Source organism: Leifsonia sp. C5G2 (genome assembly GCF_013359685.1).
Lineage (GTDB): Bacteria > Actinomycetota > Actinomycetes > Actinomycetales > Microbacteriaceae > Leifsonia.
In genome coordinates, this window is the sequence record NZ_JABFMV010000005.1 from 66850 (window position 1) to 87847 (window position 20998).

General features: G+C 69.7%; 26 protein-coding genes. 7 read left to right on the forward strand and 19 right to left on the reverse strand.

What is annotated here, in order from left to right; all coding sequences use genetic code 11:
* Window positions 1-23 precede the first annotated feature (23 nt).
* The 6 genes from flgB to HNO83_RS08475 all read right to left on the reverse strand — a co-directional run bounded on the left by flgB (window position 24) and on the right by HNO83_RS08475 (window position 4659).
* Window positions 24-365, reverse strand: coding sequence for a flagellar basal body rod protein FlgB (flgB, locus tag HNO83_RS08450; RefSeq protein ID WP_175337095.1), 342 nt, complete (start codon window positions 363-365; stop codon window positions 24-26).
* Between the two features lie 358 nt (window positions 366-723).
* Window positions 724-1035: a hypothetical protein gene (locus tag HNO83_RS08455; RefSeq protein ID WP_249776606.1), complete on the reverse strand. Its 312-nt coding sequence runs from the start codon at window positions 1033-1035 to the stop codon at window positions 724-726.
* Window positions 1016-1447, reverse strand: a complete 432-nt coding sequence (locus HNO83_RS08460) for a flagellar export chaperone FliS (RefSeq protein WP_175337096.1) — start codon at window positions 1445-1447, stop codon at window positions 1016-1018. The genes HNO83_RS08455 and HNO83_RS08460 overlap by 20 nt, the downstream gene beginning before the upstream one ends.
* The gene (gene fliD / locus HNO83_RS08465) at window positions 1447-2832 is read right to left on the reverse strand and encodes a flagellar filament capping protein FliD (RefSeq protein ID WP_175337097.1); all 1386 of its coding nucleotides are present in this window, start codon (window positions 2830-2832) and stop codon (window positions 1447-1449) included. The genes HNO83_RS08460 and fliD overlap by 1 nt, the downstream gene beginning before the upstream one ends.
* Window positions 2833-2914: 82 nt before the next feature.
* Window positions 2915-3751 carry a flagellin N-terminal helical domain-containing protein gene (locus tag HNO83_RS08470; protein WP_217498850.1) on the reverse strand — a complete coding sequence of 279 codons (837 nt, stop codon included), beginning with the start codon at window positions 3749-3751 and terminating at the stop codon, window positions 2915-2917.
* Between the two features lie 95 nt (window positions 3752-3846).
* The gene (locus HNO83_RS08475; protein WP_175337098.1) at window positions 3847-4659 is read right to left on the reverse strand and encodes a sigma-70 family RNA polymerase sigma factor; all 813 of its coding nucleotides are present in this window, start codon (window positions 4657-4659) and stop codon (window positions 3847-3849) included.
* Between the two features lie 386 nt (window positions 4660-5045).
* Between HNO83_RS08475 and flgN the strand changes: the two genes are divergently transcribed.
* From flgN to HNO83_RS08495, 4 genes are read left to right on the forward strand one after another with little or no spacing between them, the layout of a single operon-like run.
* A complete protein-coding gene (flgN, locus tag HNO83_RS08480) occupies window positions 5046-5537 on the forward strand; it encodes a flagellar export chaperone FlgN (protein WP_175337099.1) in 492 nt (163 codons plus the stop codon).
* A gap of 4 nt (window positions 5538-5541) precedes the next feature.
* Window positions 5542-6966 carry a flagellar hook-associated protein FlgK gene (gene flgK, locus HNO83_RS08485; RefSeq protein ID WP_175337100.1) on the forward strand — a complete coding sequence of 475 codons (1425 nt, stop codon included), beginning with the start codon at window positions 5542-5544 and terminating at the stop codon, window positions 6964-6966.
* On the forward strand, window positions 6963-7853 hold the full coding sequence (flgL, locus tag HNO83_RS08490) for a flagellar hook-associated protein FlgL (RefSeq protein ID WP_217498852.1): 891 nt from the start codon (window positions 6963-6965) through the stop codon (window positions 7851-7853). Before flgK ends, flgL begins: the two co-directional genes overlap by 4 nt.
* The gene (locus tag HNO83_RS08495; protein WP_175337101.1) at window positions 7850-8233 is read left to right on the forward strand and encodes a flagellar assembly protein FliW; all 384 of its coding nucleotides are present in this window, start codon (window positions 7850-7852) and stop codon (window positions 8231-8233) included. Before flgL ends, HNO83_RS08495 begins: the two co-directional genes overlap by 4 nt.
* An 18-nt stretch (window positions 8234-8251) precedes the next feature.
* Here HNO83_RS08495 and HNO83_RS08500 read toward each other — a convergent pair whose 3' ends face one another.
* Entirely contained in the window at window positions 8252-9526 is a 1275-nt protein-coding gene (locus HNO83_RS08500) for a serine hydrolase domain-containing protein (protein WP_175337102.1), read from the reverse strand.
* Window positions 9527-9688: 162 nt separating this feature from the next.
* On the opposite strand from HNO83_RS08500, the gene HNO83_RS08505 reads away from it, so the two are divergent.
* Window positions 9689-10108 (forward strand): DUF4383 domain-containing protein, encoded by a 420-nt coding sequence (locus HNO83_RS08505; RefSeq protein ID WP_175337103.1) that lies wholly within the window; start codon window positions 9689-9691, stop codon window positions 10106-10108.
* 25 nt (window positions 10109-10133) lie between these two features.
* On the forward strand, window positions 10134-10676 hold the full coding sequence (locus tag HNO83_RS08510) for a hypothetical protein (protein WP_175337104.1): 543 nt from the start codon (window positions 10134-10136) through the stop codon (window positions 10674-10676).
* A gap of 39 nt (window positions 10677-10715) precedes the next feature.
* Here the strand turns inward: HNO83_RS08510 and HNO83_RS08515 are convergent, their stop codons facing one another.
* Together HNO83_RS08515 and HNO83_RS08520 are read right to left on the reverse strand one after the other, a co-directional pair.
* Complete coding sequence (locus HNO83_RS08515; protein ID WP_175337105.1) at window positions 10716-11069, reverse strand: FHA domain-containing protein; 354 nt, start codon at window positions 11067-11069, stop codon at window positions 10716-10718.
* Between the two features lie 36 nt (window positions 11070-11105).
* Window positions 11106-12419 carry an ATP-dependent DNA helicase gene (locus HNO83_RS08520; RefSeq protein WP_175337106.1) on the reverse strand — a complete coding sequence of 438 codons (1314 nt, stop codon included), beginning with the start codon at window positions 12417-12419 and terminating at the stop codon, window positions 11106-11108.
* Between the two features lie 93 nt (window positions 12420-12512).
* Between HNO83_RS08520 and HNO83_RS08525 the strand changes: the two genes are divergently transcribed.
* On the forward strand, window positions 12513-13559 hold the full coding sequence (locus HNO83_RS08525; RefSeq protein ID WP_175337107.1) for a hypothetical protein: 1047 nt from the start codon (window positions 12513-12515) through the stop codon (window positions 13557-13559).
* A gap of 12 nt (window positions 13560-13571) precedes the next feature.
* Here the strand turns inward: HNO83_RS08525 and HNO83_RS08530 are convergent, their stop codons facing one another.
* The 10 genes from HNO83_RS08530 to HNO83_RS08575 form a co-directional block, all read right to left on the reverse strand.
* Window positions 13572-15482, reverse strand: coding sequence for a bifunctional copper resistance protein CopD/cytochrome c oxidase assembly protein (locus tag HNO83_RS08530; protein WP_217498865.1), 1911 nt, complete (start codon window positions 15480-15482; stop codon window positions 13572-13574).
* 172 nt (window positions 15483-15654) lie between these two features.
* Window positions 15655-15939, reverse strand: coding sequence for an HU family DNA-binding protein (locus HNO83_RS08535; protein WP_115695842.1), 285 nt, complete (start codon window positions 15937-15939; stop codon window positions 15655-15657).
* 220 nt (window positions 15940-16159) lie between these two features.
* Window positions 16160-16465, reverse strand: a complete 306-nt coding sequence (rpsN, locus tag HNO83_RS08540; RefSeq protein WP_175337109.1) for a 30S ribosomal protein S14 — start codon at window positions 16463-16465, stop codon at window positions 16160-16162.
* A 2-nt stretch (window positions 16466-16467) separates the two neighbouring features.
* A complete protein-coding gene (rpmG, locus tag HNO83_RS08545; protein WP_175337110.1) occupies window positions 16468-16635 on the reverse strand; it encodes a 50S ribosomal protein L33 in 168 nt (55 codons plus the stop codon).
* A gap of 2 nt (window positions 16636-16637) precedes the next feature.
* Window positions 16638-16874: a 50S ribosomal protein L28 gene (rpmB, locus tag HNO83_RS08550; protein ID WP_115695840.1), complete on the reverse strand. Its 237-nt coding sequence runs from the start codon at window positions 16872-16874 to the stop codon at window positions 16638-16640.
* Between the two features lie 268 nt (window positions 16875-17142).
* A complete protein-coding gene (locus tag HNO83_RS08555) occupies window positions 17143-17880 on the reverse strand; it encodes a PIN domain-containing protein (RefSeq protein WP_175337111.1) in 738 nt (245 codons plus the stop codon).
* A gap of 32 nt (window positions 17881-17912) precedes the next feature.
* Window positions 17913-18308 (reverse strand): Fur family transcriptional regulator, encoded by a 396-nt coding sequence (locus HNO83_RS08560; RefSeq protein WP_175337112.1) that lies wholly within the window; start codon window positions 18306-18308, stop codon window positions 17913-17915.
* 9 nt (window positions 18309-18317) lie between these two features.
* Complete coding sequence (locus HNO83_RS08565; RefSeq protein ID WP_175337113.1) at window positions 18318-19208, reverse strand: metal ABC transporter permease; 891 nt, start codon at window positions 19206-19208, stop codon at window positions 18318-18320.
* Entirely contained in the window at window positions 19205-20065 is an 861-nt protein-coding gene (locus HNO83_RS08570) for a metal ABC transporter ATP-binding protein (protein WP_175337114.1), read from the reverse strand. The genes HNO83_RS08565 and HNO83_RS08570 overlap by 4 nt, the downstream gene beginning before the upstream one ends.
* Window positions 20062-20973 (reverse strand): metal ABC transporter solute-binding protein, Zn/Mn family, encoded by a 912-nt coding sequence (locus HNO83_RS08575; RefSeq protein WP_175337115.1) that lies wholly within the window; start codon window positions 20971-20973, stop codon window positions 20062-20064. The genes HNO83_RS08570 and HNO83_RS08575 overlap by 4 nt, the downstream gene beginning before the upstream one ends.
* Window positions 20974-20998: the final 25 nt, after the last annotated feature.

Below are 20998 nucleotides of genomic sequence, written 5' to 3' on the forward strand. Positions count from 1 at the left end.
GAAGTGCTCCTCTGGGTCCGGCGTCAGATGGTCTTCAGGGCGGCGCGGATGGCGGAGAACTGGTTGCCGGCCGCCTGGGAGGCGAACTGGAAGCGCAGCACGGTGTCCACGTTCGAGAGGGTCTCGGTGTCGAGGTTGACGTTGTTCCCGTCGAGGCGCGTCGGCTCGAGCGAGCGCTGGGTCGTCGCCGCAGCGTGCCCGTCGTGCTCGGCGACGGACGCGGCGAGCGCGGACTCGAACGACACCCGCTCGGCCGTGTAGCCGGGGGTGTTGACGTTGGCGATGTTGTTCGCGATGGCGCGTTGCCGCGCGGCGAGGCCGTCGAGGGCACTCGCGAGGGCGGCGCTGGTCACGGATTCGAGCACAGCTGCACTCCAGGGTGGTGGGGCGGCCCATCCGTGGCCAAATCGGTGAGCGATCCGTGCTCGATCTGAGCTATCGGCACCTCTCCCCCGGCCGTTAGGGACTTCGCTGAGAACCTGTTCGGGATCCGATTGCCCACACCGTCATCCACAGTCTGTACCCCGTTGTGAATTACACCAGTGTGTTTTCGAAGACAGGTTCGAATGCGCGCGACCGAGATTAAAACGGCCGGTCAAGCTGCTTTTCTATTGCCTGAGAATCTGAGAGTCCACACATCCCGCGCGTGTCCTCCACACGATCGCGGGAGTACTCCACGCGTTGTGCACAGAGTTATCCACAAGTGGACAACCTGCGGGGGAGTCAGCCGATCAGGTCGAAGTACACCGGATGCGGCCCGGCCTCCTGCCGGGGTACAGAGCGCACCGCCGCGAGGTGGCGCGCGGTCGTCTGCCGTACGTCCTCCAGGTAGCGCATCGTGTGCAGCTGCGCCTCGATCAGGCGCGCCGCGCGCTCCTGCAGCTCCGCCGGGATGGGCCCGAGACCGATCGGCGGACGCCAGGGGACAGGGTCGGCCTGGGCGAGCGCTCCGTGCAGCTCCCGCTCCATCCGGTCGAGCGCCTCCGACCAGCCGGCGAGGTCGGAGCGCGACGGCTCAGGCGACGCCGAGGTCACTCGTCATCCCGGTGGCGCTGGTGGCGGACGGCAGCAGCGCCGCCGCCTCGTGCCAGGTCTGGCGCAGCGGCTCCGCGAGCGCGATCGCCTCGCGCACCTTGGTCACGTCGCGCTCGATCATCCCGCCCACGATCAGGTCGGCGAGGTAGCCGTACAGCTGCAGAAGGCCCTCCGCGCCGTCCCACAGGTCGACCCGGAGGGTGCCGGCGAGCTCCGCGACGATCTGGTCGGCGTGCCGCAGGTTCTCCCACGCGGTGGGCCACTGCGACGCCTCGAGCGCGGTCTCGCCGCGGGTGAGGTCGAGCAGCAGGCGGTCGTACAGCATCGTGAGCAGTCGCGCAGGGCTGGCCGAGAGCACGCTGTCGCGGTTGTACGCGGAGAGCTTGGCGGCGGCGGAGGTCAGTGCATTCATCAGGCGCTCGCAGTGGGGAGGGACGACAGCTGGCCGGTCAGCCAGGACGACTGGGATTGCAGCTGCTGCAGCTGGACTTCGAGGTTCGCGTAGGTCTTCTCGAGCGTGGACCGACGGTCGGCCAGGCGCGTGTCCCAGTCGGTGATCTGGTCGTTGAGGTCCTTCACGGTCGACTGCTCGCCCTTGATGCGGAGGGAGACCGAGCCGGTGTAGGTGTCGCTCGCAGCAGTCGAGGCGTCGGCGACACGCTGGGCGATCGTGGTGAGCGCGCCCTTCACGGCGTCCGGGTCGGCTGCCATCGCCGTCGCGAAGACGTTCTGGTCGAACGTGACCGTGCCGTCGCGCTGGATGCTGATGCCGTACGTGGAGGGGGAGACGCCGTTGACCGGGGCGCTGATCGCATCCACCAGTTTCTGGTTGACGTCGCGGGCCGTCGAGTCGCCGGTGAACGGGCCGCCGGTGACGACGGTGCCCCCGGCCGAGTCGGTGGAGGTGCTGACCGCCTGCTTCTGGGAGATGAGCGACAGGATGTCGTTGACGGAGGTGACGAGCGAGTTCGCCGCGGCCGTGAGCCCCTTGTCGTCGCGTGCGACCGTGAGCGTGACCGGAGTGGACGACGCCGCGGTGACGGTGACCGAGACCCCGGGGAGCACATCCGAGAACGTGTTGGTGGAGCTGGTGACCGTCTGCGCGGCACCGCTTCCGGCCCACAGCGTCAGCTGCGCGTCCTGAGCGGCGCGCACCTGAGCGGCGCCCGGATCGGAGAGCAGGTTCGTCGCGGTGCCCGCCGCCACGTCCGCCGCGGTGCCGCGGTAGGCGGTGAACGCGCCGGCCGAGCCGGTCTTCGTCGAACTGAGCTGCAACCGGTACAGCGGCTGGCCCGTCGACGGATCGAGGCCCGCGGCGACGCGGGTGGCGCTGACACCGACACCGGCCTGGTTGATCGCCGCGGCGACGTCCGCGAGCGAGCCGCTCGCCGCTGTGACCTGCTTGGTGGTGCCGTCGGCCGCGACGAAGGTGAGCGTCGGCGGCTGGTCCGGCCACTGGGTGAGCGGGCCGGTGACCATGACCTGGGCCTGGGCCAGTCGGTCCACGGTGAAGTCGATGGTGCCGTCCACTGCTCCGGTGCCCGCTGTCGCCGTGACCGCGGTCGAGGTGGTGGAGGCCGTGTGGAGGTCGACGCCCGTCGGCTTCGCGAGCGCGCCCGCCGAAGTCGCGAGGGCCGCGACCTTGGTGTTCAGAGCCTGCATGGCCGTGATGTAGGCCGTGGAGTCGGAGAGCTTGTTCTTGAGCAGCGTCTGCGGAATCGCCTCGGCCTGCATCAGGCTGTTGATCAGCTGCGTCGTGTTCAGGCCGCTGATGAGGCCGTCGACCGCCATGCCCATGCGGGTCTCTCCCTCCTACGTCGGTGGTTCGGATGGTTCGGCGGCCGGAGCGTCAGAACGACGCCCCGGCCGCCGGGCCTGATCAGCGGAGCAGCTGCAGGACGCCCTGGTTGGACTGGTTGGCCTGAGCGAGCATCGCGGTGCCGGCCTGCGACAGGATGTTGGAGCGGGTGTACTTCACCATCTCCTCCGCCATGTCGGTGTCGGTGATCCGGCTGGACGCGGCCGACAGGTTCTCCTTCGACACGTTGAGGCTGCGAACGGCCGACTCGAAGCGGTTCTGCGAAGCACCGAGCTCCGAGCGGGCGGTCGAGATCGCGGTGATCGCGGTGTCGATCGCGGTGATCGTCGTGTTCGCCGTGGCGTTGCTGGTGACGTCGAAGCCGGCGGCGCCGGCTGCGCCGGCCAGCGTGCCGACCGAGGTCGCCACGTCGGCCAGGTTGACCGCGATGGTGTCGTTGGCGGTCGAGCCCGCGCCCACCTGGAAGTTCAGCGAGCCGCCCTTGAGGAGGTCGATCCCGTTGAAGTTCGTGCCGTTGGTGATGCGGTCGAGCTCCTTGCCCAGCTCGTCGGCCTCCGTCTTGATCGCCGCGCGCGAGGTCGCGTTGTTCGAGTCGTTGCCGCCCTGCACCGCGAGGTCGCGCATGCGCTGCAGGATGGAGTGGACCTCGGTCAGCGAGCCTTCAGCGGTCTGCACGACGCTGATGCCGTCCTGAGCGTTGCGGGCGGCGACGGTCAGACCGCCGACCTGCGACTTCAGGCCCTCCGAGATGGCGAGACCGGCCGCGTCGTCCGCCGCACGGTTGATGCGGAGGCCGCTGGACAGCTTCTCGAGCGACTTCGAGAGGTCGCCCTGCGTGTTGTTCAGGTTGCGGTAGGCGTTGTTCGCCGCGATGTTGGTGTTGATCTGCATACCCATGATGTTTCCTCCATGACTGGGTGGTGGTCCGCGGCCCTTCCGTGGTCCGCATCAGCCTCTATCGGCTGGGGTTCCCGTCCCGTTAGGGACGAGGTTCAGGACGCCCGCGCTGAGCTGGGCGAGGTGGGGGAGAGGAGCGAGACGCCCGCGACGGCGTGCTGCGCCAGGCGTGCCAGGTAGGCGCTGCGGCGGGCCTGCGAGGTCTTCGCCTCGATGACCACCGGGTCTCCTTCGTCGGCGTAGTGCGTGGCCATGCCTTCGCGCATGAGGCGGATCGCCTCCGACCGCTGCTGCGAGACCGCCGAGTGCGTGATCCCGAGCTCCTCCGCGATCTCGGTGACCGTGCGGTCGTCGAAGTAGATCGCCTCGACGATGGAGCGCATCCGGTCGGGCAGCGCGGCGACGGCGGCGCGGACGTAGGCCGTCTGCTCGCTCGCCAGCAGGGAGTCCTCCGGACCGACCGTCTCGGAGACCAGCAGCGGCTCGATGGTCTCGTCGAGCGCCGTCACGGTGCGGGAGGCGTCGGCGAGGCCGGCCTCGGCCGTCGCGCGGTCGACGCCGAGCGCGTTGGCGATCTCGTCGACGCTCGGGCCGCGCCCCAGGGCGGCGGTCAGGCTCTCCTGAACCGCCAGCGTCTCCTTGATGCGCTTGCGGGCGGACCGCGTCGCCCAGTCCGAGGCACGCAGCTCGTCGGCGAGCGCGCCGACGATGCGGGTGCGGGCGTAGGCGCCGAACGGGACGCCGAGAGTCGGGTCGAAGGCATCGGCCGCCGTCACCAGCGCGACGGCGCCGGCCGAGGCGAGGTCGTCGCGCGACAGGTGGGTGGCGCGGGAGCAGAGGTCGGACACCAGGTAGCCGACCAGCGGCAGGTTCTCGACGACAAGCGCGTTGCGTTCTGTGCGGTTCACGCTGGGCGACCCCTCATTCATCGGACGGATACGTCGCGATGTCTCGATCGGGCGAGCCATCGCTGGTACTCGGGCGGTGCGGTTCGCGACCGGGCTTACTTCGGGTGCCGATCGCGGTGCTAGGGGCCTTACGTTGTTCACGGTAACAATGCGAATCCACTCAGGTTGCCCTCCCGATGCCCCCATTACGGGTCAACCCGTACCCCCAGTACGGGGAATACTGGCATGCCGCCGAGAAGAGGTACGTCGCGCCTCGCTCGGACGCGCACCCGCGCCTAACATCGGGCGAAAGCGTGCCGATGGTCTGGTACGCCGGCACAGGATCCCGGCATCAGACCCGAGGAGACCAGGTGCGCACATCGACTCACGAGGAAGTTGGTAGCGACATGGCCGCGAGCGAGCTCTCCGCGCAGTTGTGGAAGGAGCGCGAGCTCCTGGAACTCCTGCTGTTCAAGCTCGAGGAGGAGCAGCTGCTCCTCATCGCCGGCAAGTCGCGGTGGATCTCCCACGCCACCCGTGAGGTCGAGCAGGTCGTCGAGCGGATGCGCGCCGTGGGCCTCGCCCGCACCGTCGAGGTCTCCGCCGTGGCCGAGGAGTGGGGGCTCGGTCAGGACGCGACCCTGCGCGAGCTCGCGACGGCCGCGCCCGACGGCATCTGGTCCGACATCTTCGGTTCGCACCTCGCCGCCATGACCGAGCTGACCGCGCAGATCGCCGAGGTGCGCGACACCAACGAGCGGCTGCTCCGCGAGGCGGCGCGCTCCACGCAGGAGACGCTGAGCTCGCTCTCCGGCGCGGGCGAGGACCCCGGCGTGTACGGAGCGGGCGGAGCGGGGAGCACCGGCGACACGGCCCGCTTCTTCGACACGGAGGCCTGACCGGATGAGCACCTTCAGCGGCCTGAACACCGCGTACACCGGGCTCGTCGCCGCCAAGGCGGGGCTCGATGTCGTCGGCCAGAACCTCGTCAACGCGAACACGCCGGGCTACACGCGGCAGCGCGTCAGCACCTCCGGAGTGCCGGCCCTCAACTCGGCCGGCCTGTTCTCCGGCGGCGTCCGCCCGGGTCAGGGCGTCAGCGTGGACGGCATCCAGCGGCTCGACGACGCAGCGATCGACGCCCGGGTCCGGAGCACCACGGCGCTCTCCGGGTACACCAACACCCGTGCCGACGCGCTCTCCACGCTGGAGGCGTCGCTGAACGAACCGGGGACCAACGGCCTGTCCACGCAGCTGCAGAAGTTCTGGTCCGCCTGGGGCGATGTCGCCAACCAGGCGGGGGAGCAGGCGCCGGTCGGCGTGCTGCTCGGCCAGGCGGGCAGCCTGGTGACGCAACTGCAGACCGGGTACCGCGCCGTCGACGACCAGTGGAGCTCGGTGCGGACGTCGATGGACGGCATGGCCGCCGACCTCAATTCGGCCGCGACCGAGGTGGCCGACCTGAACGGGCGCATCCGCTCGGCTCTCATGTCGGGCCAATCGCCCAACGAACTGATGGACCGCCGCGACCTGCTCACCACCTCCATCGCCAAGCTGGCCGGGGGAGTGGTGCGGCCGAACGACGACGGCACGGTGGATGTGCTGGTCGGCGGCAATGCGCTCGTCGCGGGCACCACCGCCAATGCGGTCAAGGCCGCCGGCGCGACCCGCATGGCCGATGCCGGCGCCGACCCGGCGCGGCTGGAGTGGGCCTACCGTCCCGGCGCCGCGATCGCGCTCGAGGGCGGCTCCATCGCGGGCGCGGTCTCCACCCTCGCACCCGCCGACGCCTCGGGGACCGGCGGCGTGCTCGCCGAGGCCGCCGCGAGCTACAACGCGTTCGCCGTCACGCTCGCGCAGCGGGTCAACGCCGTGCACCAGACCGGCGTGACGCCCACCGGCACGACCGGGCTCGATTTCTTCGCCATCGACGCGAGCAAGCCCGCGGCTCTCGGACTCTCCGTCGTGCCGACCGGAGTCTCCCAGGTCGCCACCGGGGCTCCGGGGGCCGGCGGCTCCGACGGCAGCATCGCCGACGCGATCGGCCAGCTCGGCACCGGAGCGAACGCAGTGGACAAGCAGTGGTCGGCCTTCGTGGTCCGCGTCGGCGTCGCCAGCAAGACCGAGAAGCAGCAGTCCGACCTCGCGGACCTCGCCACCGGCGCCGCCACGAACGCCCAGCTGTCCGGCGCATCCGTCGACCTCGACGAGGAGAACATGAACATGCTCTCGTTCCAGCATGCCTACCAGGGAGCCGCGCGCGTGATGACCGCCGTGGACGAGGCCCTCGACGTGCTCATCAACCACACCGGACTCGTCGGGAGATGACCGTGATCAGCCGAGTGACCAACGCCACCCAGACCCTCAACGCCCAGCGCAACCTGCAGCTGAGCCTCCAGCGCCAGGCGGCGCTGTACGACCAGGCGACCAGCCGGCGCCTGCTCAACAAGCCGTCGGACGACCCCACCGCCACCGCCAGCGCCCTCGGCGTGCGCTCCGACCAGGCCGCGACGGCGCAGTACCAGCGCAACGTGGACAACGGGGACGCCTGGCTGAACACGGCGGACTCCGCACTGTCCTCCGTCGAGTCGCTCATGCACCGCGCCCGGGACCTCACCGTCCAGGGCGCGAACGACGGCGCCATGTCGCCCGAGGCGAAGGAGTCGATCGCGACGGAGCTCGACGGCATCAAGAAGAGCCTGCTGGCACTCGCCAACACCACGTACCTCGGACGCACGGTCTTCGCCGGCAACTCGGACGCGGGCGTCGCGTTCCAGCCCGACTACTCCTTCACGGGAGTGGCGGGAAGTACAGTGGAGCGCAGGATCGGCCCCGACACCACGGTGCGGGTGGATGCCGACGGCGCCGCGGTCTTCGGAACGGGCGCATCGTCGGTGTTCTCGCTGATCGACAACACCGTGAACGACCTCCGGACCGGCGTGAACGTCCGTCCTCGCCTGGGGGAGATCGACGACAGGATGAAGGCCATCGTGGGAGAGCACGCGGAGATCGGCGGCCGCCAGACCCGCATCGACAAGGCGAAGGACGCGCTCGCCGTCGGCGCCAACGCCCTCGAGGGTCAGCGCTCCTCGCTGGAGGACGTCGACCTGAGCAAGGTGATCCTCGACCTCAAGACCCAGGACGTGAACTACCAGACCGCCATCGCGGTGACCGCCCGTGTGCTCCAGCCGACCCTGATGGACTTCCTCCGATGACCGCGATCTCCTTTCTCGCACCGCCTCCCGGGCTCGAGCCCCTCGACGCCTTCGAGCTGGAGCCTGTGTCCGGCGCGGACGGGCTCTACACGCTCGCCTCGACCGAGCGTCCCGAGATCCGCCTGTTCACGATCGACGCGGAGCGCCACCTGCCCGGCTACTCGCCCGAACTGCCCGACGAGCGCGCGGCCGAGCTCGGCATCCACGAGGCCTCGGAGGCCCTCCTGCTGGTCGTCGTCACTCCGTCGCAGGGCGGGAGCACGGTCAACCTGCTCGCGCCGGTGATCGTCAATCGTGCGACCGGTGCGGCACTGCAGCTGGTGCTCGACGACGACGCGTTCCCCGTGCGGGCCGAGCTCGCCGCTCTCGCCGGCGCCTAGGGTCCAGCCGGTCTCCGCTCAGCCGGCGGCCTTCTTGGCGGGGCACGGCGCCGCCTTGGTCATCGCCTCGACGGTCTGCTGCTCCGACCACGGAAGCGCGGCGACCACCTTCGCGCCCTTCTGATCCGCGGGCAGTTTGGACGCGATGGAGGCCAGACGCTGCGCCAGCGCCTGAGCGAACCCCGCGCCCGGCGTGGAGTTGTTGAGCGCCACGACGACGGTCAGACCGGACGAGGGATCCGAGAACACGGCGGACAGGTAGCCCGGGACGGCCCCACTGCTCCCGCGCAGCGGACCGAGCAGCTGCACGCCGAGCCCGTAGCGCTGCCACGACTGACCGTTGACCACCCCATCCACCTGGGCCTTCTCGCTCTTGTCGCTCAGGAGGCTGCCCGCGGCGAGCGCCTGCCCGAAGGTCTTCAGGTCGGCCAGGTCGGAGACGACCCCGCCCGAGGTCCACCCTTGCGACGGGGAGAGGCGGCTCACGTCCCGTATCGGCTCGCACTCGACGGCGCCCGCGCCGTCGACCCCGGCCGCGTATCCCGCCGGATGCTTCCCCGGGACGGTGAACTGCGAGCTCTCCGGCAGCGTCGTCGCCTTCATCCCCAGCTCGTCGAAGAGGTACTGCTTGTACAGCTCGGGCCAGCTGCGGTTGGTGGCGTTCTGCAGCGCCATCCCGACGAGCACGGCGTTCGTGGCCGAGCGGCCGTACTTCTCGCCCGGCTTCCCGTAGCTCTGCATGGCGATGCCGTCGCTCGCCAGCTCCAGGGGCGGCCACTGCCGGGTCGGATTCATCAGGAACTTGCCCGACAGCGCTGCGGAGTAGTCGGCGATGCCGGAGGTGTCCTGGCACAGCTCGCGCAGGGTGACGCCCTCGACGCCGACGAGCCCGGGCACCCATTTGGTGAGCGGGTCGTCCAGGCCGACCCGCCCCTCGTCGACCAGGCGGAGGAGGACCGTGCACGTCATCGGGGTGGTGTTCTGGCCGATCCGGAAGGTCATGTCCTCGGTCACCGGGGTCGAGCCGCCGCGCGTGGTGGTGCCGACGGCCGTCGTCCAGCTGCCCGTCCATGGCGCCCACACCCCCGCCACGCCGGCGGAGGCGTCGGCCAAGGTCATCGCGTCCGTCACTGCGGCGGTCAGGCGCTTCTCGACGTCGGATCCCAGGCCGCCCGGCTGCTGCGACGGCAGGTCGGTGCTGCCCGCCGCGGCCGTGCACCCGGCGAGGGCGAGCAACGCCAGCCCGGCGGTCGCGGCGAGCGCGAACCGCCCGAACCTGCTCTGACGTCGCATCGTTGAATCCCCCGGGGGTCGGCCCTGCGTGTCCAGCGATTATACGTGGGGCAGAATCCGGGCTCCGGCGCAAGGGGCTGTGTCCGCAATCCGATTCGGGCGATGCTGCGAATGGAATGTGAGGCGCGCATCCGTGCGCCGTCCCTACGGAAGGAACGTGTCATGCGCAACTCACCGAATCGTCTGCTGGCCACCATCTTCGGTGCGGTCTACCTCCTGGTCGGCCTCCTCGGCTTCGCCGTCACCGGTGGTGTCGGCTTCGTCGCCACCAAGGGCGGACTGCTGCTCGGCATCTTCGAGGTGAACCCGCTGCACAACATCGCCCACCTCCTCATCGGCGCCGCCCTGCTGATCGCCGGTCTGACCCGGGTCGCCGCGGCGAAGGCCGTCAACACCACGATCGGCGCGGTCTACCTGCTGCTGGGTATCGTCGGCTTCTTCCTGGTCGGCACGGGTGCGAACATCCTCGCGCTGAACACGCCCGACCACTTCCTGCACCTGGTGAGCGCCATCGTCCTGCTGGGCACGGGACTCGGCGCTGACCGCGGCACGCGCGCCACCACGGCCGCGACCGCCCGCTAGGCAGGCCACGGCTCCCATGAGCAGGATGACGGGAACACTGCGGGCCGCCCCCGCCGCCTCGGTCGCCACGGCCGTCGCGGTGGGCCCGGCGGCGCGCGCGTTCCTCGCCGTGGCCGCGCTGGGGGCGGGGCTGCTGCATGCGGCCCTCGCCCCCAGCGCACCCCCCGCGCTGCTCGCCGCGTTCCTCACGATCGCGGTCGCCGAACTCGGCTGGGCGGCGGCGACGCTCGCCCGTGACCGGCCCTTCGTGTTCCGGGCCGTGCCGGCGCTCGCGCTCCTCCCGGTCGGGCTGTGGGCTGCGCTCGCGGTCGCCGGGGCGACGGCGTCGGGCGGCACGGCGATCGCCCTTCCCCTCGTGCCGATGGGCGTCGCCTCGCTGCTGGATGTCGCCGTCGCGGCCACCTCCGCCGTCCTGCTCCGCCGCGGGCGCGCGGCGCGCGACCAGAGCGGCCTCCGCTTCTTCCTCTCCCTGGCGATCAGCGCCTGCGCGGTGTGCGCCGTCACCATCCCGGCGCTCGGGCTCACCGACGCCGGCATCGCCGCCGTGACAGTGCAGCACCACCACTGAGGCCGGCTCGCGCGGAGCGGGCCGAGCGCGCCCAGCGACTCAGCGCCGGGTGAGCGCGAACGAGACGTTGCCGAAGCGCACCACCGAGCCGGGGTCCACCTCGTGCCGCGTGTTGGGATCGCACGCGAACGTTCCGTCGCCCGGATAGGTGATCGTCGTGCCGTTCGCCGAGCCCAGGTCCATCACCCAGAAGATGCCGTCGTACTGCCCGAAGGCCAGGTGCGCCCGGGAGACCGACTTCGCGTCGTCCTCCACGGTGACGAGCTCCACGTGCGCCGGGTCCTCCATCTCCGTGCCCGGCGTGTGCACGCCGGGACTGCGGCCGATGACGCCGTTCCCGCTCGTCTCGACCCGCTGCCCGTCGCTGAAGTCCAGCACGAAGGTCACCGCCACGTCCGTCCCCTCTCCCGTTCCGGTCTCACCGCGCACCTACCGCGCCGCAGCGCCCGACACCGGCATGGTCACCGGCCGGGCGTCCCGCATGAAGCGCTCGACATGGGGATCGACGGTGATGTCGCTGGGTCGCAGCGGCCTCGTCAGGTAGAGCCCGTCGAGCGTCGTGATGCGGCTGAGCGCCACGTACGTCTGCCCCGAGGTGAACGCCCGCGAGCCGAGGTCGACGATGGCGGCGTCGTAGGTCTTGCCCTGCGACTTGTGGATCGTGACAGCCCACGCCAGCCGCAGCGGGAACTGCGTGAACTCGGCCACGACGTCCTTCGTCAGCTTCTTGGTCTCCGGTGACCAGGTGTAGCGGAACTTCTCCCAGATCGCCGGCTCCACCTCGTGCACTTCGCCGTCGACGTCAACGTAGACGTTGGAGTCGATCTTGGTCACGGTGCCGATGGTGCCGTTGACCCAGCGCGGACCGTCACCCTGGCCCACGTCGTTGCGCAGGAACATGACCTGCGCGCCGACCTTCAGCTCGAGCGCCTCGTCCGCCGGGTAGTTGCGACCGCCGAAGTCGCCGCTCACCTCGGCCTTCGCGGTGAGGGCGCGGCCCGGGAGGCGGCCGAGCGCCTGCGCGTTGATGCGGTTCACGGTGTCGTTGCGCGTGGCGAGCGTGATCGTGCCGTCGTCCGGGGCGGGGCGGGCGCCGACCTCGTTCAGACGGTCGGCGATCTCCTTCGTCACCTGGCCGTGCCGGACGGCGTTGAGCATGAAGCGGAAGTCGGACTCGTGCTGGCGGTGCACCTGGAGCAGCTCGACGATGCGGAGGTCGACCTCCTGCCAAACCTTCGCGTCGAAGAACCACATCGACCGGTAGGTGTCGGCGAAGTAGGCGCGCTCCTCGCTGTCGCCCGGCACCGGCGCCAGCTGGTACGGGTCGCCGAACAGCACGACCTGGACGCCGCCGAACGGTTCGCCCGCGCGCTGCCTGGCCTGGCGGAGACTCCGGTCGATCGCATCCATCAGGTCTGCGTTGACCATCGAGACCTCGTCGATCACGAGCGTGTCGATGCTGTTGAGCAGCTTGCGGAGCTCGGCGCTCTGATCGATGGCGTGGTCGGCGATCACGCCGATCGGCAGCCGGAACAGCGAGTGGATGGTCTGGCCGCCGACGTTCAGAGCGGCCACGCCCGTGGGGGCCGCGATGACGAGCGACTTCTCGGTGTTCCACGACAGGTGGTTGAGCAGCGTCGACTTGCCGGTGCCCGCGCGCCCGGTGACGAAGACGTGCTCGCGCGTGTGCTCTATGAGGTCGAACACCGCCTGCTGCTCAGGCGAGAGAGAAAGCCGGCCCATGACCGCCCCTTCCGACTCACCCGACCTGCCGGACTACTCTAACCCGGGGCGCGCGGGGGCCGGCGCTCATCCACAGCAACCTAGGATTGGCTCATGGTTGTGGGGGACACGCGGGCGCTCCGGCGCGTCGTGCTGCTCTGGTCCGGCCTGGGCGTGCTGCTGCTGATCGCGTTCGGCGGCACCTTCGCCGCCGTCCAACGGGCGTACTACAGCCCGAGCGGGTTCGTGGAGGCGTTCGCCCGGTCCGTCGCCGCGCACGATGTGACCTCTGCCCTGGCGATGCCCGGCGCCGCGCCGACGAAGACCACCCTCGCCGCCGCCAAGCTGCCTACGGGTGCCTCCCGCGAGCTGCTGCGTTCCGACCTCCTGCCGACGCTCCAGGATGTGTCGGTCGTCTCCGACACACCCGGCCGCGACGGCGTGCACGCGGTGGTGGTGCACGCGACCGCCGACGGCGCACCGGTGACCGCGACCCTGCACGTGCGGCAGACAGGCTCCGTGCTCGGAGTGCTTCCGCTGTGGTCGTTCGCCTCCACACCGCTCGGGGTCTCCCGCATCACCGTGGCGCACGCGACGAACTTCACCGTCGGCTCTCACACCGTCAGTCCGCGCGCAGCCTCGCCCGACCAGCCGGCCGGTGCCTTCAGCGTCTCGGCCGACTACCTCGTGCTCCCGCTCGCCCCGGTCGAGCTGGGGCACGACTCCCGGTACGTGACCGCCGGCCGTGTTCTGACCGAGCCGTCGCCCGGCGAGATCACCGAGACGACCGTGGACGCCCAGCCGACGGCCGCCTTCACGAAGGCCGTGCAGAAGGAGGTCAACGGGTTCCTCGACGAGTGCGCCAAGCAGCGGGTGCTTCAGCCCGCCGGCTGCCCGTTCGGGGCGGTCATCGACGACCGGGTGCAGGGCGACCCGACCTGGTCGATGGTGACGTACCCGGCGGTGCACCTGACGGCGGGCGACAGCGGCTGGACGGCCTCCCGGACGGTCGGGGTCGCGCACCTGACGGCGACCGTCCAGTCGCTCTTCGACGGCTCGGTCAGCACGCGCAGCGAGGACGAGCCGTTCTCGATGAGCCTGAGCAGCATCGTCATCCGCCCGGACGGCTCGCTGTCGATCGTCGTCGCGCAGGACCCGTAGCGACGCTCCGCCTCAGCGGCTCGCTCCGTCGCGCTCGGCCATGCGGGCGAGCCGCTCGTTGTACGCCTGGAGCTCCGCGTCCCCCGTGCGGTCGGCGTTGCGGTCGCGCCGCTTCGTCTCGCGCTCGTCGCTCCGGCTCCACTGGACGGCGACCACGATCGCGAGGATGACCGTCGGGATCTCGCCGATGCTCCACGCGATGCCGCCTGCGGCCTGCTGGTCGACCAGCGGACTGTCGCCCCAGGTGCGGCCCATGGCGCCGAACCAGTCCGCGAGCATGAGGCCGTGCATCTGCATGATCGACAGACCGAAGAAGGCGTGGAAGGCCATGGTCAGGAGCAGCAGCAGCAGCCGGAACGGGTAGGGGAGCCGGTACTTGACCGGATCGATGCCGATCAGCGACTGCACGAAGAGGTAGCCGGTGATGAGGAAGTGCACCACCATCCACTCGTGGCCGATGTGGTCGGTCGTCGCCCAGCGGAAGATCGGCGTGTAGTAGAAGACCCAAAGCGACCCGGCGAAGAGGACGGCGGCGACGATCGGGTTCGAGATCACGCCTGCGAACCGCGAGTGCACCGCGAGCAGCATCCACTCCCTGCCGCCGCGCGAGCCGTCGTTCCGCTTGCGGATCGCGCGCGCGGCGAGCGTCACCGGCGCTCCCGGCACGAGCAGCAGCGGAACCGCCATCGTGAGCACCATGTGGGCGGACATGTGGGCCGAGAAGAGGTACTTCTCGTAGACGTTGACCCCGCCGTTGGTGATGTAGAACAGCAGGACGATGCCCAGTGTCCACAGCACCGTGCGGTAGATCGGCCAGTTGTCGCCGCGGCGGCGCAGGCGCCACACCCCGGCGAAGTAGAAGAACAGCGCGAACGCGCAGCCCAGCACCCAGAGCAGGTCGAAGTTCCACGAGGTGAACAGACGCCCCCAGGTGAGCTCCGGCGGCAGCTTCTCTCCGGTCAGGATCTCGGCGGGAGTCGGTGTGGCCGCGCGGGTCTGGGCGACGGGGGTCACGGTGCGGGCGAGCGCAGCGGCGACGCCGGATGCGATGCCCATGAAGGCGAGCTCCGCCACGACCAGCCACCAGAAGCTGCGCGGCTCACCCGTGGTCTTGAGGCGGGCGATCAGGTAGCGCCGCTGGGTGAGCCCGAACAGCCCGAGCACGACGAGCGCGGCCACCTTGACCAGTACCAGGATGCCGTACGGCGTGGCCAGCTGCTGCAGCGTCCCGACCCGGAGCTCGGCGTTCACGTACCCGGAGGCGGCCACGACGATGAAGCAGATCAGCGCGACGGTCGAGTAGCGCTCGAGGACGGTCACGAGCCGCCCCTTGCCGAACGTGTTCTTGACGACGATCAGCGCGACCAGGCCGCCGAGCCAGATCGCGGCGAACAGCACGTGCAGGCCGAACGAGGTGACCGCGGCATCGTGCCCGGCGGCCTCCGCGCTGTGCCCCTGCTGCGCCATCGGGACGACGGTGGCCATCGCGAGCAGGGTGACGAACACGATCGCCGTCTGGTTCCGCACCGCGAAGCACAGCACCGTGACGGCCGCGGCGATCAGCGTGATGCCGAGCCAGGCCTGGCCGAGCGACACGCTCGTGATGAACGAGCTGAGTCCGTTGCTGAAGGTCGCGTCGAACGACCACGGGACGTTGGAGACGCTGACGAAGGTGAACAGCCCGGTCGCCGCCGACGCGACGGTCATCACCGCCGCGCTGCCGGCCGCGAAGTCGAGCGCCGTGCCGTACTCGCTGCGGTCGGGGCTGAAGGCGAAGCACGCGAGCACGAGCGCGCCGACCGTTCCGGCCAGGCTGAGGTTGACCACGAGCGTCGCCGCCGGCAGGCCCCAGCGCACCAGGGCGCCCGGGTCGGCGAGCAGCGGCGCGGCTGCGCCGCCGCCGAACGCGAGGGCGGCGATCATCGCCACCGCGGCTGCGAGCAGCAGCGTGGCGGGGCCGATCACGCGGAGGATTCGTGGCACCGTCCAAGCCTACGTCCCCGCCGCTGGGCGGCCGCCCGGAGGACGAGGGGTGTGGATAACGCGACGAGGGCGGCACCGCTGTGCGGTACCGCCCTCGGGCAAGCTGGAAAGGTTACTTGACGGCAGCCTTGAGCTTCGAGCCCGCGGTCAGCTTGACGCGGTGGCCGGCCGGGATCGAGATCTCCTCGCCGGTCTGCGGGTTGCGGCCGGTGCGGGCAGCGGTCTCGCTGCGCTCGGCGGCGAGCCAGCCCGGGATGGTGACCTTGCCGCCCTTGGCGACGGTCTCGCTGATCGTGGCGAAGAACGCGTCGACGACGCTCGAGACGGTGGCCTGGCTCTGACCCGACGCCGCGGCGACGGCGGCAACGAGCTCGGTCTTGTTCAGGTTGTCAGCCATTGAGTGTCCTCCTCGGACCTTGTGCTGGTTCTACAGCTATCTTGTGGAACGGTTGAGGCCACGCTGGGCCATTACGTTTGGTCGGTTGACCGCATTGAATGTATCAGAAACCCCCGGAAACACGCGGATTTCCGGCCTTTTCCAGCCTTTTCCGACCATGAGAACGCCAAAAGGGCGCCCGGCCGGAGCCGGACGCCCTCTCAAGCGTCGTCGCGCTGGCTTACCAGCTCGACTTGGTGATGCCGGGCAGCTCGCCTCGGTGCGCCATGTCGCGGAAGCGGACACGCGAGATGCCGAACTTGCTGAGGTTACCGCGCGGACGGCCGTCGACCGCGTCGCGGTTGCGGACGCGGATCGGCGAAGCGTCGCGGGGGAGCTTCTGCAGGCCGAGGCGGGCGGCCTCGCGGGACTCGTCGGTGCCGTTCGGGTCGACGAGGGCCTTCTTGAGCTCCGCGCGCTTGGCGGCGTAGCGAGCCACGACGACCTTGCGCTGCTCGTTCTTGGCGATCTTGGACTTCTTGGCCATGATTAGCGCTCCTCTCGGAAGTCGACGTGCTTGCGCACGATGGGGTCGTACTTCTTGAGCACGAGGCGGTCGGGGTCGTTGCGACGGTTCTTCTTGGTCACGTAGGTGTAACCGGTGCCTGCCGTCGAACGGAGCTTGATGATCGGACGGACGTCCTGCTGCTTCGCCATTGTTAGATCTTCTCCCCACGGGCCAGGAGGTCCTTGACCACTGCCTCGATGCCACGGGCGTCGATGACCTTGATGCCCTTGGCGCTCAGGGTCAGGGTGACGTTACGGCGAAGCGACGGAACGTAGTACGTCTTCTTCTGGATGTTCGGGTCGAACCGGCGCTTGGTGCGTCGGTGCGAGTGCGAGATGTTGTGACCGAAGCCTGGGGTGGCTCCCGTCACCTGGCACACTGCTGCCATTGCTTTCTTCTCCAATACCGTGGTGCCGGACGGCACCACCCAAGGTCACTTGTCGGCGCACGACTTCCCCGACGTTTGAGGTTGAGGGTTTCGTACACGATCTGAGCGGGAGGAGCCCACTCAGCCAAACAACCATGCTACGGCATGGAGGGCCGATACGACGAATCGTATCCTCGCGAACGCGACGAGTCGCGTTTGTCGTAGGTTTCGCAGTGCGATATAGTCGCTAGTGCCAACCCGCTCCTCCACGTGAGGGCGGGTCTTTTCTTTACCATCCTGCAGGCCGGCGAAGTCTCCCCACCTGCTCGGGCAGCTGACTGGACAGGTAGTCCGCCGCAGTGAGCCGGCGCCACCAGTGCCTGCCGACACCGTCGTCGCTTCGACCCTTGAGCGCACCGGCGGTCGGGTTCGTCGATGGGTTGACTGTCCCGACCGGAACCCTGTGGCGTGCCATACGAAGCGGCAGCTCCAAGTCCGAGTCGTTGGTCACGACGATCGCGGCGTCGACACGCGCAGTGAGCACATCGAACAAGAGGTGCGACGCGACATTTACGTCCGACCCTTTCTCCTCGCGCTTCTGCACCGTTGCCATGACACGATTCGACTCAGCAGCGCCGGCGGGTGCGATCCGCAAGGGCAGCCTTTCGTCCCAGGTCTCGTCCGAGTGTCGATAGACCGTGGGGCGGAAAGAGCCGCGCGACTCGTTGACGAGAGGCTCGTCTTTCGCCCACGACACGTATCGACCCTCTGCGATCACATCGACGGATCCGTGCGCGAGAAGCGCGTCCAGGTAGGCAGCCTGATCGACATGTCCGCTCGGGTTGTCTGCCGCATCCACACGAGCGGTGCAGTAGACCACGCGATCGATTCGGGAGCCACTCCATCCCGCGAGCGGCTCCACCAGCGATCGCAGATCGAGCCAGCGCCATCCCGGCGTGCTTCTGCCACAGTGCTTCCGGGCCCCGTAGTAGAGATTGAACCCGTCGACATAGACTCCGATGCGCACTCGGCCACTCTACCGACAGACAATTACATGTATTATTGCGTGCCGCTCTTCGCCGTGCACGATGCGCAGAGCCCGAACACGTCGACGACGTGCTGCGCCTGGGTGAATCCGTGCGCTGCCGCCGCCTGCCGGGCCCACTGCTCCACCGCATCCGCCTCGATCTCGACCGTCAGCCCGCAGTTGCGGCAGATCAGGTGGTGGTGGTGGCCCGTCGTGCAGGCGCGGTACAGGCTCTCGCCCTCCGGCGACTGCAGGGAGTCCGCGTCGCCCTCGGCGGCCAGGTCGGCCAGGGCGCGGTAGACCGTGGCCAGGCCGATGGGGGAGCCGGCCTCATGCAGGCTGAGGTGGAGCCCCTGCGCGCTGATGAAGCCCTCCGTCGAGGTCAACGCCTCGCGGACGGCTTCGCGCTGCCAGGTGTTCCGCTTCACTGTTCCAGGCTAGCCCGCCTGGCTCACGAGTGGCCGAGAAGACGAGGACGCGGTCCGCCGCCTGGCGCGGCGCCCGCCGACGATCCGGCACACCACGTAGATGAGGAACGAGATCGTGGTCACGTAGGGGCTGATCGGCAGCGCGCTCCCCAGCGCGAGCAGGATGCCGCCGACGACCGACAGCAACGCGAAGCCGACGCTGATGAGCGGCACCCCCAGCGGCGACGAGGAGATGCGCATCGCGGCCGCGGCCGGCGTCACCAGCAGCGACAGCACCAGCAGCGCGCCGACGATCTGCACCGACACCGCCACGGCGAGGCCGAGCAGCACCATGAAGGCGAGGGCGACGAACCGGGTCGGGATGCCGCGCGAGGCGGCGACGTCGGCATCCAGGCTGTCGAAGGTCAGCGGACGCCACATCAGCAGCAGCGCGATGAGCACGACCGCGCCGATGACGAGGAGCGAACCGAGCTGCGGGTCGTCGACCGAGACGATCTGACCGGTCAGCAGGCCGAACTTGTTCGCGCTGCGGCCGGGGTAGAGCGCGAGAGCCAGAATCCCGAGGCCCAGACCGAACGGCATCAGCACCGCGATGATCGAGTTCCTGTCCCGGGCTTTCGCCCCGAGCAACCCGATCAGCACCGCGGCGATCAGCGAGCCGACGAGCGAGCCGGCGACCACGTTCACCCCGAGCAGGAGGGCGATGGCGGCACCCGCGAACGACAGCTCGCTGATGCCGTGCACGGCGAACGCCATGTCGCGCTGCATCACGAAGACGCCGATGAGTCCGCCGACGATCCCGAGCACCGCTCCGGCGAAGATCGAGTTCTTCACGAGCGCGAGGAGTTCGCCGTAGTCCGTGAAGTCGAACAGCTGCTGCCAGAGATCCGCGTGCATCATGCCGCAGGCTCCGGGTGCGCCTCGCGGCTGTGCTCGTGGTGGTCGTGCGTCTCGGCGTCCGGGATTCCGACGACCACGATGCGTCCGCGGCTGCGGATCACGTCGACCGGGGTGCCGTACAGGTCGGTCAGCACGTCGCTGCGCAGCACCTCGTCCGGCGTCCCCGCACGGAACCGGCCGCCGGCGAGGTAGAGGACGCGGTCGACCATCCCGAGCACCGGGTTCACGTCGTGCGTGACGAACACCACGGCGCTGTCGTGCTCGCGCCGGCGGCGGTCGATCAGTTCGCTGACCCCTCGCTGGTGCTGCAGGTCGAGCGACAGCAGCGGCTCGTCGCACAGCAGCAGTGCCGGGTCGCCGGCGAGCGCCTGCGCAACGCGCAGCCGCTGCTGCTCGCCGCCGGACAGCGAGCCGACCGGGGTGTTCGCATAGCGCCGGGCGCCGACGGCGTCGATCAGCCGGTCGACTTGGGCCCGGTCGGAGCGGCGGGGGATGGGCAGCCCCCAGCGATGCCCGTCTACGCCGAGCGCGACGAGGTCGCGGGCGCGCATCGGGGTGCCCGCCGGGATGAGCTTCTGCTGCGGGATGTAGCCGATGCGCCGGTCGCCGCGCCGCACGGGGTGTCCCTCGAAGGAGATCTCGCCCGCGTCCAGTCTCTGCTGGCCGAGGATCGTGCGCAGCAGGCTGGTCTTGCCCGAGCCGTTCGGGCCGAGCACGGCGACGAACTCGCCGGCGTGGACGTCCAGGTCGAGCCCGCTCCACAGCGTGCGGTCGCCGAAACCGAGGGACGCCTCGCGCAAGCGGAGGACGACCTCGCGCCGCTCCGGCGGGGTGACGAGCTCGAGCGGTTCGGTCACTTCGACAGGGCCTTCCCGATCGCGTCGACGTTGCCCTGCATCCAGTCGATGTAGTGCTTGCCCGCCGGGAGCGTCTCGGTGACCGGGACCACGGGGATGCCGGCCTGCTTCGCCGCCGAGAGCACGCGCTCCGTCTCGGCGCCGGTGGTCTGCTCGTTGTACGCGAGCAGCTTGACTTCGTGCCCGCTGAAGATCGCGAGCGTCTCCTTCAGGACGACCGGGGAGACGTCGTTCTCCTGCTCGATCGCCTCGCTGAAACGCTCGGGCGTCTTATTGACGAGACCCATGGAGTCGAGCAGGTACAGCGGGACGGGCTCGGTGATCGCAACGCCCTGGCCGGAATGCTCGGTCTTGAGCTTCGCCGCGGAGGCCTCGAGGCCGGAGAGCTGCTTGCCGAACGCTTCGGCGTTCTTCTCGAAGTCGGCCTTGTGGGCGGGCTCGGCCTTGCTCAGAGCGGAGGTGAGCGCGTCGACGAACTTCTGGACGGTCGGGAAGTCGTACCAGACGTGCTCGTTGAGCTGCCCGTCGGTCGGCTTCAGACCGGACAGGTCGACGACGTTCAGCACGGTCGCGTCACTGTTCTTGGCGCCCTTCAGCAGCGTCTGCATGAAGTCGTCGTACCCGCCGCCGTTCTCGACGACGATGCGGGCCTTGGACACGGCCAGCTGATTCTGCGCGCTGGCCTCGAACGAGTGCGGGTCCTGCGCAGGGTCGGACATGAGGGAGGTGACACTGACGGCGTCGCCGCCGATCTTCTCGGCGATGTCGCCGTACACGTTGGTGCTGGCGACGACACGGACGGTGCCGTCGCCGGACCCGGAGGATCCGGCGGAGGAGGAGCAGCCGGCGAGCGCCACAACCGAGGCGGCGGCGATGGCCAGAACGGAGACGAGGGAGCGCGTCTTCAAGGTGAGCCTGTCTAAGTCGCGAACG